General features: G+C 53.7%; 14 protein-coding genes. 1 reads left to right on the forward strand and 13 read right to left on the reverse strand.

The window, feature by feature from the left end; all coding sequences use genetic code 11:
• Window positions 1-4 precede the first annotated feature (4 nt).
• The 12 genes from holB to yceD form a co-directional block, all read right to left on the reverse strand.
• Window positions 5-1,012 carry a DNA polymerase III subunit delta' gene (gene holB, locus ACI2J2_RS08120; protein WP_209632735.1) on the reverse strand — a complete coding sequence of 336 codons (1,008 nt, stop codon included), beginning with the start codon at window positions 1,010-1,012 and terminating at the stop codon, window positions 5-7.
• Complete coding sequence (gene tmk, locus ACI2J2_RS08125; RefSeq protein WP_209632734.1) at window positions 1,012-1,650, reverse strand: dTMP kinase; 639 nt, start codon at window positions 1,648-1,650, stop codon at window positions 1,012-1,014. The genes holB and tmk overlap by 1 nt, the downstream gene beginning before the upstream one ends.
• Window positions 1,640-2,665: an endolytic transglycosylase MltG gene (mltG, locus tag ACI2J2_RS08130; RefSeq protein WP_265554950.1), complete on the reverse strand. Its 1,026-nt coding sequence runs from the start codon at window positions 2,663-2,665 to the stop codon at window positions 1,640-1,642. The genes tmk and mltG overlap by 11 nt, the downstream gene beginning before the upstream one ends.
• Before the next feature lie 13 nt (window positions 2,666-2,678).
• Window positions 2,679-3,476, reverse strand: a complete 798-nt coding sequence (gene pabC, locus ACI2J2_RS08135) for an aminodeoxychorismate lyase (RefSeq protein WP_265554952.1) — start codon at window positions 3,474-3,476, stop codon at window positions 2,679-2,681.
• Window positions 3,477-3,653: 177 nt separating this feature from the next.
• Window positions 3,654-4,895 (reverse strand): beta-ketoacyl-ACP synthase II, encoded by a 1,242-nt coding sequence (gene fabF, locus ACI2J2_RS08140; protein ID WP_209632731.1) that lies wholly within the window; start codon window positions 4,893-4,895, stop codon window positions 3,654-3,656.
• Between the two features lie 81 nt (window positions 4,896-4,976).
• Complete coding sequence (gene acpP, locus ACI2J2_RS08145) at window positions 4,977-5,213, reverse strand: acyl carrier protein (RefSeq protein WP_004719003.1); 237 nt, start codon at window positions 5,211-5,213, stop codon at window positions 4,977-4,979.
• A 154-nt stretch (window positions 5,214-5,367) separates the two neighbouring features.
• Window positions 5,368-6,102, reverse strand: a complete 735-nt coding sequence (gene fabG, locus ACI2J2_RS08150; RefSeq protein ID WP_020826338.1) for a 3-oxoacyl-ACP reductase FabG — start codon at window positions 6,100-6,102, stop codon at window positions 5,368-5,370.
• Window positions 6,103-6,113: 11 nt separating this feature from the next.
• Window positions 6,114-7,043 carry an ACP S-malonyltransferase gene (gene fabD, locus ACI2J2_RS08155; protein ID WP_404759832.1) on the reverse strand — a complete coding sequence of 310 codons (930 nt, stop codon included), beginning with the start codon at window positions 7,041-7,043 and terminating at the stop codon, window positions 6,114-6,116.
• A gap of 16 nt (window positions 7,044-7,059) precedes the next feature.
• A complete protein-coding gene (locus tag ACI2J2_RS08160; RefSeq protein ID WP_037423865.1) occupies window positions 7,060-8,013 on the reverse strand; it encodes a beta-ketoacyl-ACP synthase III in 954 nt (317 codons plus the stop codon).
• A gap of 6 nt (window positions 8,014-8,019) precedes the next feature.
• Complete coding sequence (gene plsX / locus ACI2J2_RS08165) at window positions 8,020-9,054, reverse strand: phosphate acyltransferase PlsX (protein WP_209632729.1); 1,035 nt, start codon at window positions 9,052-9,054, stop codon at window positions 8,020-8,022.
• An 11-nt stretch (window positions 9,055-9,065) separates the two neighbouring features.
• Window positions 9,066-9,233, reverse strand: a complete 168-nt coding sequence (gene rpmF / locus ACI2J2_RS08170) for a 50S ribosomal protein L32 (protein ID WP_004943042.1) — start codon at window positions 9,231-9,233, stop codon at window positions 9,066-9,068.
• Window positions 9,234-9,249: 16 nt separating this feature from the next.
• The gene (gene yceD, locus ACI2J2_RS08175; RefSeq protein ID WP_037423869.1) at window positions 9,250-9,771 is read right to left on the reverse strand and encodes a 23S rRNA accumulation protein YceD; all 522 of its coding nucleotides are present in this window, start codon (window positions 9,769-9,771) and stop codon (window positions 9,250-9,252) included.
• A 141-nt stretch (window positions 9,772-9,912) separates the two neighbouring features.
• On the opposite strand from yceD, the gene ACI2J2_RS08180 reads away from it, so the two are divergent.
• Window positions 9,913-10,494 (forward strand): Maf family protein, encoded by a 582-nt coding sequence (locus ACI2J2_RS08180; protein ID WP_404759833.1) that lies wholly within the window; start codon window positions 9,913-9,915, stop codon window positions 10,492-10,494.
• 8 nt (window positions 10,495-10,502) lie between these two features.
• On the opposite strand, the gene rluC is transcribed toward ACI2J2_RS08180, so the two are convergent.
• The gene (gene rluC, locus ACI2J2_RS08185) at window positions 10,503-11,465 is read right to left on the reverse strand and encodes a 23S rRNA pseudouridine(955/2504/2580) synthase RluC (protein ID WP_209632727.1); all 963 of its coding nucleotides are present in this window, start codon (window positions 11,463-11,465) and stop codon (window positions 10,503-10,505) included.
• Between the last annotated feature and the right edge of the window lie 350 nt (window positions 11,466-11,815).

Below are 11,815 nucleotides of genomic sequence, written 5' to 3' on the forward strand. Positions count from 1 at the left end.
CTCTTTACAGCGAATGAGGATGAGAATAGCCGGTCACGTCGAGCATTTGCTCCCAGCTGAGTAACTGTTCGGTCAGCAGCAGCTCGCGGTTAACGCCAACCACGCTGAGCAACTGATGACGGCAATTCAGCCACTGTTGCACCACTTGCTGCAGCGAGGTGCTGCTCAAGCAACTGGCCAGTTGGTGCACCAGCGGTTGTTGATCCTGGTTAAGTGCGAAACTTGCCGCACCTTGCTGCCATTTCATGGCATCCACGAGCAACGCGCATAACCAGTGTAGCCGCTCTGCGACGTCTTCGTGGTTCAACACCGGCAACAACGACAACATGTCACGCTGTGGCAGTGCTGTACGCAGCGCGGCACACAATGCTCCACGTTGCTGCCAACGTTCCGGCTGCAACAATTGTTCAGCAGCCAGCGGCGCACCATCGTGCAAACGTAAGGCAGTCAGGAGATCAACCTGATTACCCGGTGTTTGGCGGTTGAGCCATTGCAGGCTGAGTTGCTCATCTGGGCTAGCCAGGTGCCAGTACAAACAACGGCTGCGCAACGTCGCGAGCAAACGTGATGGCTCACGGCAACTCAACAGGAAATAGGTTTTTTCAGGCGGTTCTTCCAGCGTTTTCAACAAGGCATTAGCGGCAGCTTCCGTCAGTAACTCCGCCTGCGGTAACCAGATAACCTTGGCTCCACCCTGCTGCGCATGGGAATAAAGAATCTCAATCACCTGACGGATGGGTTCCACCCCCAGGCTGCTTTTGCCTTTTTCTGGCGTCAACACGTGATAGTCCGGGTGATTCCCTGCAAGCATTAGCCGGCAGCTATGGCATTCACCGCAGCTTTTCTCACCGTTACGGCGCTGACAGATCAACCAGCGGCTCAGGCCATAGGCCAATGCGTCTTCACCGTTACCTACCGCAGCATGTAACAGCAATGCGTGATGACCGCGCCCGGCAGCATATTGCCCGACCAACTGCCGGTAAGGCGTATTCAGCCACGGGTACCAGTTCATTACGCGCCTTCCTGCTGCTGTAGCCATTGGCTGACACAACCCCGAATCGCCGCGGTTACCTGCTCTAACGATTGAGAAGCATCAACAGTGACAATGGACTCGTCCTGCGCAGCCAACGCCAGGTAACGTGCGCGGGTACGCTCAAAGAACGGCAGTGCTTCTTGCTCGATACGATCCAGCTCACCGCGCGCGCGCGCGCGTTGCAAGCCCACTAATGGCGGTAAATCCAGGTAAAGCGTCAAGTCTGGGCGGAAATCCCCCAACACCGTCTCGCGCAGCGAGGCCATCAATTGTTGGTCAACCCCGCGTCCGCCGCCCTGGTAGGCTTGCGAAGACAAATCGTGTCGATCGCCAACGACCCACGCGCCACGCGCCATCGCCGGTTTGATTACCGTTTCCACCAACTGTACGCGGGCCGCATACAGCATCAGCACTTCGGCCTTGATCGTTGGCAGCTCACCGTCCACACCACGTTTAAACAGGTCGCGGAGCTTCTCTGCCAACGGTGTGCCGCCAGGTTCACGGGTAAAGACAATCTCGTTGACACCATGTTCGCGCAATACGCTAACGACTGTGTCGCGCGCGGTCGTTTTACCCGCGCCCTCAAGGCCTTCGATAACCACGAATTTACTTTTCATTCTTTTCCTTTAACGCCTGGCGATAGGCTTTCACTGCCTGATTATGACTGGCCAGGTTAGTGGTAAATTGATGGCCGCCCTTGCCGTCGGCAACAAAGTACAGATACGGTGTCTTCGCCGGGTTGGCCGCGGCCTCCAGCGAGGCTTGGCCCGGCATGGCAATCGGCGTTGGCGGCAATCCGTTGATCACGTAAGTGTTATAGGGTGTCGCCGTTTCTAAATCTTTGCGAGTAATGTTGCCATTATAACCATCGCCCATGCCGTAGATCACCGTTGGATCTGTCTGCAAACGCATGCCAATGCGCAGGCGGTTGATAAACACCGAGGCCACCTTGGTGCGCTCTTCCGGCACAGCCGTCTCTTTCTCAATGATTGAGGCCATGGTTAGCAGGTCTTCAGGCGTTTTGTACGGCAGAGTGGTATCGCGCCCCTGCCAAGCTTCGTCCAATGCCTTGGTCATTCGCAGGTGGGCACGTTTCAACAAGGCCAAATCACTCATGCCGGCGGTGTACGAGTAGGTATCGGGGTACAGGCGCCCTTCTGGGTTGCTGCCTTCCGGCATCCCCAAAGCCACGGCGATCTCCGCCTCACTTTTCCCTGCCAGCGTATGTTTGAGGTATTTGGACTGTTGCAGCACCGTCAGCCAGTCACGCAGGCGAGAACCTTCAATAAAGCGAGCACTAAACTGGGCTTCTTTACCGCTGGCCAGCAATTTAAGCATCTGGCGCACGGTCATCCCCGGCGTAAAACGGTAGGTTCCGGCTTTAAACTCCGCCAACTGTGGCTCCAGACGTAGCAACCACGGGAACCACGTACCATTGTGGATCAGCTTATCGCGCACCAGCAGCCCTTCCAATGCAACCCGTCCGGTGCCCGCCGGCAATTTAAAAATGGCTTCCTGCTGGATGGCCAACGGGGTATCAGCAAAACGTTCAACCTTCTGATACCCCCAAAACAGCAGGCCTAACACCAGAACAAGCGTAATAGAAACGAACTTCAGCTTTCTTTTCTTCATCAATCAGCCATCGTTAACAATGTGGGCGCAAAAAATCATAGAGTTCGCGTGACGGATAACGCCATGATTGCGCGATATTTACCGGCAACAATGGCATCAATGCATTGCTCACCAGCACTTCATCCGCGTTGGCCAGCGTTTCGAGCGGCTCGCTGACGCAATGCAACCTGTAGCCACTGTCCGCCAACAACTCAATGACCCGGCGACGCATCAGCCCGGCCACGCCGGCCTGACTCAAATCTGGCGTAAACACCGCTTTTCCCTTACGCCAGAACAAATTAGCCGCACAGCATTCCACCAGCATACCCGCAGTGTCAAGCACCAGCGCCTCGTCGGCAGCCGTCTGGTCAAGATGCGTGCGGATCAACACTTGCTCCAAACGATTTAGGTGTTTCAGCCCTGCCAGCAGCGGGTTGCGCGCCAGTGCGACCGGACTCAGCGCCAGGCTGATACCCTGTTCACGCCATTGCAGATAGTGCAAAGGGAAAGTGCTGCGGGAGACGATACGCGTGGGATTTTCACACCCTTGTGGACTGTAACCTCGCCCACCGCTGCCTCGCGTCAGTATCGCTTTGACCACACCCAGAGAAATAGATTCTGCGGCATGCACCATTTCACGTTCTAATGCATCCCAGTCGCAAACAGGCAACATTAGCCGTTGCGCCGCCAGCTGTAGGCGTTCGATATGCCAAGGCAATAAGTCGATTTTGCCGTCCGTCACCCGAGCGGTAGTGAAACAGCCATCACCAAACTGCAAACCGCGATCGCTTGGCGCGAGCGCATCGTGCTGATGTCCATTAATCCAGTACATAGTCTCCCCCTGGCCACTGTAGCTTTCTGTACAGAATAACAGGCACCGATGTCGTTAGCAGCAGCTTGCTATTGAGCAAAGGTACCGGCAAGCAGAGTTTTCCGAGTCGCGTTTCTGCGCCATAAAAAAAGCCCGGTTTAAAAAAACCGGGCTTTTTGTCGACTGCCAGCAAAGGTATTACACCTTGCGGAAGATCAATGAACCGTTGGTGCCGCCGAAGCCAAAGGAGTTACACAGCGTATACTGCATATCGCTCACCTGACGCGCTTCATGTGCAACGAAGTCCAGATCGCAACCCTCATCTGGATTATCCAGGTTGATGGTTGGTGGTACGGCCTGATCACGCAATGCCAGTACGGTGAAGATTGACTCAATCGCACCCGCAGCACCCAACAGGTGGCCGGTCATCGATTTGGTCGAGCTGACCAACACGCGCTGTGCATCACTGCCAAATACCGATTTCACTGCTTGCGTTTCGGCTTTATCGCCAGCCGGCGTTGAAGTACCGTGCGCATTGATATAACCGATTTGTGACGTGGTCACACCGGCATCAAGCAACGCATTTTCCATTGCCAGCGCTGCGCCCGCACCGTTCTCAGGTGGTGACGTCATGTGATAAGCATCGCTGCTCATCCCAAAGCCAACAACTTCAGCATAAATCTTGGCGCCGCGTTTTTTAGCATGCTCGTACTCTTCCAGCACCATCATGCCAGCGCCATCACCCAGAACAAAGCCGTCACGGTCTTTGTCCCAAGGGCGGCTAGCGGCTTGAGGATCTTCGTTACGAGTCGACAGCGCGCGTGCTGCGCCAAAGCCGCCGACACCTAATGGGGTACTGGCTTTCTCTGCCCCACCGGCCAGCATCACGTCGGCATCATTGTAAGCAATGATACGCGCAGCGTGGCCAATGTTGTGCACACCTGAAGTACAGGCGGTGGCGATCGAAATGCTCGGGCCACGCATGCCGTACATGATAGTCAGATGGCCTGCAATCATGTTAACGATGGTTGACGGCACAAAGAACGGACTGATTTTCCGTGGGCCACCGTTAACCAGTGAACTGTGGTTCTCTTCAATCAAACCCAGGCCGCCGATACCGGAGCCGATAGCGGCACCAATGCGGGTGGCGTTAGCCTCGGTGATATCTAGCCCAGCATCCTGCATAGCTTGCATGCCAGCAGCGATACCGTACTGGATGAAGGCGTCCATCTTGCGCGCATCTTTGCGGGAGATGAAATCTTCAACGTTAAAATTCTTTACCAAGCCAGCAAAACGCGTTGCATAGGCAGTAGTATCGAAATGGTCGATCAGGCTGATGCCACTCTGACCGGCAAGAAGAGCGTTCCATGTGGACTCTACCGTATTGCCGACAGGAGACAACATGCCCAGTCCGGTCACAACTACTCGACGCTTAGACACGTTTGTCCTCCAAGGAGGGAAAATATAACACTAGGGATAGAAAAAACTTAGGCGGTCGAGTGACCGCCTAGATATGTTCTCTTACTGCTGGCTAGCGTTGATGAAATCAATAGCTGCCTGAACAGTAGTGATTTTCTCAGCTTCTTCGTCTGGAATCTCAGTGTCGAATTCTTCTTCCAGTGCCATTACCAGCTCAACAGTGTCAAGAGAATCAGCACCCAGATCTTCAACGAAAGAAGCGTTATTTAAAACTTCTTCCTGTTTAACACCCAATTGCTCAACAATGATTTTCTTAACGCGTTCTTCGATAGTGCTCATACTCTTAAATTTCCTATCAAAACTCGCTTTCGCGATGGTTTTCGTAGTGTATAAAATGTTGAAAAAGATGCAACTAAATCCCGGCTGGTCAAACCACGATTTTACGCTATTCTGCGGTTTTTACCCCAAATAACGCAAATAGTTTTCGCATTTTTTAAATCATGTACATGCCGCCATTGACATGTAACGTTTCACCGGTGATGTAGCCAGCCTCGTCAGAGGCTAAAAATGCAACAGCGCTGGCGATTTCTTTAGCATCCCCCAGCCGATTGGCTGGAACTGATGACAAAATGCCTGCACGTTGATCATCTGTCAACGCCCGTGTCATGTCCGTCTCAATAAAGCCAGGTGCCACGACGTTGACTGTAATGCCACGTGAAGCAACTTCACGTGCCAAAGACTTACTAAAGCCAATCAAACCGGCTTTAGCCGCCGCGTAATTAGCCTGCCCTGCGTTCCCCATGGTACCAACTACGGAACCGATGGTGATGATCCGGCCAAACCGCTTTTTCATCATAGCTCGCATTACCGCTTTTGACAGACGGAATACGGAAGTCAAATTGGTGTTCAGGATATCCTGCCACTCATCGTCCTTCATACGCATCAGCAGGTTATCACGCGTAATGCCGGCATTATTCACTAAAATGTCGATTTCGCCAAATTCAGCACGAATAGATGCCAGAACGCTGTCGATAGATTGAGCATCAACCACGTTCAACGCAAACCCTTTGCCGTTTGCACCCAGGTAGCTGCTGATAGCCTCAGCGCCGCTTTCACTGGTGGCGGTGCCGATCACTTTAGCGCCGCGTGCCACAAACGTTTCTGCAATAGCCCGGCCAATACCCCGGCTAGCGCCGGTGACCAGAACAACTTTACCTTCGAAGCTCATTGTTTTCCTCTTTATTGCTCAAGCGCCGCTGACAGGCTGGCGGTGTCATTAACGGCCGCTGCTGTCAGGGTGTCAACAATACGTTTAGTCAGGCCGGTCAGAACCTTACCCGGGCCAACCTCTAGCAGCAACGTAACGCCCTCTGCTGCCATAAACTCTACGCTCTCGGTCCAACGTACCGGGCTGTACAACTGGCGTACCAGCGCACTGCGGATCGCTTCAGGATCGGTTTCGGTGCGCACATCGACGTTATTCACCACTGCAACCTGCGGCGCGCTGAACGTGATTTCTTGCAACGCAACGGCCAGTTTGTCCGCAGCCGGTTTCATCAGTGCACAGTGCGAAGGTACGCTCACCGGCAACGGCAATGCACGTTTGGCGCCAGCGGCTTTACAAGCAGCCCCTGCACGCTCAACCGCCTCTTTATTGCCGGCAATAACGACCTGGCCCGGAGAGTTAAAGTTCACCGGGGACACAACCTGCCCTTGGGCAGACTCTTCACAGGCTTTGGCGATCGCGGCGTTGTCCAGACCGATAATGGCGGACATCGCCCCCGTGCCTTCCGGTACCGCTTCCTGCATCAGTTTGCCGCGCAGCTCAACCAGACGGATTGCCGCCTGGAAATCCAACACGCCCGCACACACCAGCGCCGAGTACTCACCCAGGCTGTGGCCGGCCATGATTGCAGGCATTTTACCGCCCTGTTGCTGCCAGACGCGGAAAATCGCCACGGAGGCGGCCAGCAGTGCCGGCTGCGTCTGCCAGGTTTTGTTCAGCTCTTCCGCTGGCCCTTGCTGCACCAGTTGCCACAGGTCATAACCCAGGACGGAAGAGGCTTCGTTGAAGGTCGCTTCAACAATCGGATATTCAGCGGCCAAATCGGCCAGCATGCCAAGAGTCTGTGACCCCTGACCTGGAAAAACAAAAGCAAATTGCGTCATTTTTTCTTCCTGTTAATCAGAAACGAACCAGCGCCGAGCCCCAGGTAAAGCCGCCGCCAAAGGCTTCCAACAGCACCAGTTGGCCGCGCTGGATCCGCCCATCACGCACCGCTTCGTCGAGCGCTGCAGGGACAGAGGCGGCAGAAGTGTTACCGTGACGATCGAGCGTCACTACCACTTTATCCAGCCCCATACCCAGTTTTTTCGCCGTTGCGCTGATAATGCGCAAATTGGCCTGGTGTGGTACCAACCAATCCAGCGCGCTGCGATCCAGATTATTAGCCTGCAACGTTTCATCAACGATGTGCGCCAACTCGGTAACCGCAACTTTGAATACTTCATTACCGGCCATAGTGACGTAAGCCGGTTTGTCCTGCTCCTGACGATCCTTGAACGGTAACGTCAACAGGCCACCGTAGCTGCCGTCGGCATGCAGGTGGGTCGAAAGAATGCCAGGCTCTTCTGAGGCCCCCAGCAAAACTGCACCTGCACCATCACCAAACAGGATGATAGTGCCGCGATCTTGCGGATCCAGGGTGCGCGACAGCACATCCGCGCCGATCACCAATGCATGTTTAACCGCGCCATTCTTAACGTACTGATCGGCGACACTCAACGCATAGGTAAAACCGGCACAGGCTGCAGCCAGATCGAAGGCGGCACAGTCTTTAATGCCAAGCATCTGCTGCACCTGGCAGGCAGAACTTGGGAATGCGTGGCTCGAGGTAGTGGTAGCCACTACGATCAACCCGATATCTTCTTTAGCCACACCAGCCATTTCCAGCGCTTTTTCAGCCGCATGGAAGCCCATCGTCGCAACGGTTTCGTCAGCAGCGGCGATACGGCGTTCACGGATACCCGTACGTGAGACGATCCACTCGTCAGAGGTATCCACCATTTTTTCTAGGTCAGCGTTGGTGCGCACTTGTACGGGTAAATAACTCCCCGTACCGAGAATCTTTGTATACATGTACGATCAGTCACTCTTAGGTAATACAGCTTCAAGGCGCGCAGCAATCCTGTCAGGGACTTGCCGCTGCACCGCCTGCACAGCCTGTTCGATTGCAACTGCAAACGCGTGTGGGTTCGCAGCGCCGTGGCTCTTGATTACGGTGCTGCGCAATCCTAACAGACATGCGCCATTATACTGGTCGGGGTTCAGGTGGCCGAACCGCTTTACCACCCGCTTTTGCAACCAACGGCCTAACAATTTTAACCACCACGCCTGTTTGCCACCGTCTCCGGATGACTTCAGTAGCGATAAAAAGACTCTTACCACCCCTTCCATGGTTTTCAGGGTGACGTTACCCACAAAGCCGTCGCAAACCATCACATCGGTTTTACCGGTGAGAAGATCGTTGCCTTCCAGGTAACCAATATAGTTGATTGCCGGCGTATTTTTTAGCACGGCGGCCGCTTCGCGGATATTATCCAGGCCTTTGGTTTCTTCTTCACCAATATTCAGCAGCGCCACGCGTGGTTGCGCAATCCCCACGACCTCTTCGGCCATCACCGCGCCCATCACCGCAAACTGGACTAACATGGTGCTGTCGCATTCGACATTGGCACCGAGATCCAACACGACGGTTTTACCGCCTAACTGATTCGGGATCACCGTCATCAGTGCAGGGCGCTCAATACCGTCCAGCGGCTTAATCAGCATTTTCGCCAACCCCATCAACGCGCCTGTATTACCCGCGCTGACACAGCCTTGCGCATCACCATTTTTGGTCAATTCAAGCGCAACGCGCATAGAAGTACCACGGCTGGCGCGTATCGCTTGTGAGGGTTTGGCGTCGCCGGCAATCACTGATTCAGCGGGCACGACTTGCAAACGTTCCAGAAGAACTGGATCGGCTTTGGCAAGTAAAGGAGAGAGGGTGTCGGGATTGCCGACCAGCAGAAGATGAAGCTGTAAATTAGAGGCCAGTGCCTGCAATGAAGCAGGCACTGTGACGCAGGGACCGAAGTCCCCGCCCATTGCATCTAACGCCAGGGTTAGACGAGTCAAGGTACCGCTACTTAGCCGATAACCTTGCGACCGCGGTAGAAACCGTCGGCAGTGATGTGGTGACGACGATGAGTTTCACCGGAAGTCGCATCAACAGACAAAGTGGTGGTGGTCAGGGCATCGTGTGAACGACGCATGCCACGCTTGGAACGGGTTGGTTTATTTTGTTGTACGGCCATGGACCTTACTCCTTAATTACTTACGCTTTAAACTGGCTAATACGGCAAATGGGTTTGGTTTCTCCGCCTCTGCAGGCAGTTTGCCAAAGACCATGTCCGCTTCGGACACTTCACAGTGTTCAGATTCATGTACCGGGACGACAGGCAGTGAAAGAATAATTTCATCTTCAATCATTGCCAACAGATCGACTTCGCCAAACTCATCGACTTCGATCGGCTCGTACGCTCCCGGTAATGCCTCAGCCTGCTCATCATTGACGACCGGGCTAAAACAATATGTTGTGTGTACATGATGCTCGAACGGAACTCCACAGCGTTGGCACATCAGCATTACCTGGACGTCCGCATGCCCTGTTATCACCGCGAGGCGCTGGTTATCGATATTAAAAGATAACGAGACCTCAACATCACTGTCCACACTGACCACAGAGGCGGCGACACGTGTAACCTGCTCAGGCGAATAGGAACCAACATAGTCCAATCGTTTCTGAGCGGTACGTACCGCATCAATGGTCAAGGGTAATTTTACCTTTTGCATAGGGCGCGCATATTAACTTTGTAACGACATAGAGTCAAAGAAAAAGGCCTTAAAACGGCACCTTTCACCAATATTCGCTTCCTCAGCGGCGGACAGTTTAAAATGCCCACTCTATTTACGCTACGGTTTACGAAAAAAATTATGCAGAGACTACTCCTTGCCTCCACCTCGAGCTACCGCAAGATGCTGCTGGAAAAGCTGCATCTTCCTTTTATCTGTGCCGCACCGCACGTCGATGAAGCCCCGCAGGCCGGAGAAACCGCAGAGGCGCTGGTGCTACGATTGGCGGCCGCGAAGGCTCAAGCATTGGCCCTCACCTACCCTGACACTCTGATTATCGGTTCCGATCAGGTCTGCGTGCTCGATGGAAAAATCACCGGAAAACCACACACCGAGGACAACGCCCGCACACAGTTGCGTCAGGCCAGTGGCAAAACGGTCACCTTTTATACCGGCCTGGCGTTATACAACAGCCGCAATAACCACCTGCAAGCAATATGCGAACCTTTCCATGTGCATTTTCGTACATTGAGCGACCTTGAAATCGCCACCTATGTGCGCCTTGAACAACCACTCAACTGTGCAGGCAGTTTTAAAAGCGAAGGTTTGGGGATTGCATTGTTCGACAAACTGGAAGGACGGGATCCGAATGCGTTGATTGGTCTGCCACTGATCTCACTGTTAGAGATGCTGCGGGCTGAAGGTATCAACCCGCTGGCATAAAACACGGTTTACTGGGCTTTTGACTGCTTGCGCAATACCTGCAGGCAGTGGCGTAACTCTTGGTCCATTGGCGCTTCGATACGCATCGTCTCGCCGGTGCCCGGGTGTTCGAAACGTAGCGCAGCCGCGTGCAGGAACAGACGCTTAAGCCCGGTACCTGCCAATTGGCGATCGAACTCACGATCGCCATAGCGATCGTCAAAGGCTATCGGATGCCCGGCATGCAGGGCATGAACACGAATCTGATGGGTACGCCCAGTGATTGGGCTAGCCTTGACCAGCGTTGCATGCTCAAAACGTTCCTCCACCTTGAAGCGCGTTTCCGACGGTTTGCCTTCGCTGTTGACACGCACAATGCGCTCGCCACTTTGCAAAATGTTTTTCAACAGGGGTGCCTGAACAGCTTTGCAATGCGACTGCCATTGACCGCGTACCAAGGCCAGATAATCTTTCTGCATCCCTTTCAGCCGCAACTGTTCGTGCAGTGAACGTAATGCAGAACGTTTTTTCGCCACCAGCAATACACCCGAGGTGTCACGGTCCAATCGGTGCACCAGTTCCAGGAAGCGCGCTTCAGGACGCAACGCGCGCAACGCTTCGATCACGCCAAAACTCAGGCCGCTACCACCGTGTACGGCAGTACCTGAGGGTTTGTTCAGCAACAACAGATGATCATCTTCATACAGGATGCAATCTGCCAATGCGGCGACTTTGTCCAGCTTGGCGGAAACGGGGGTATCTTCACGCTCGGCTACCCGCACTGGCGGTATACGTACGATGTCGCCAGGCGCCAGTTTATATTCAACCTTAATGCGCCCCTTATTGACCCGTACTTCGCCTTTGCGCACGATGCGGTAAATCATGCTCTTCGGCACGCCTTTGAGGCGAGCAAGCAGAAAGTTGTCGATTCGTTGACCAGCTTCGTCATCGGAAATCGTGATTAATTGTACTGCAGGAATGTTCGTTTTCATGGAGCAGGATTCTAAATAGAGCGCGTAAATAGCGCCACTTCTTTTTATGTGCTTAACTGTCTCTCTGACTGTGGGGGAAACCTTGGCGGACAATAAGGCAGCAAGCCGGTTTGAACGTTTGCGATTTCTTCCGCAGTTAAGGAAAAGTCACCTTGCTATAACCGTATCAGCAGTGGAATAATGTGTTTACTTTCCACGTTGATTCTCGTTAAACAGGGAAAACTGTGGAATTATAAAATTTGTCTGATGGCACAAAAACGCAGCAATGGCGTAAGACGTAATGTGAAATCAAACAATTAGCGGGCTGCGGGTTGCAGCTTGGCCGGCAAACGGAATCAGATCTGTCGACG

This window comes from Serratia sp. NPDC087055 (genome assembly GCF_044900985.1).
GTDB lineage: Bacteria > Pseudomonadota > Gammaproteobacteria > Enterobacterales > Enterobacteriaceae > Serratia.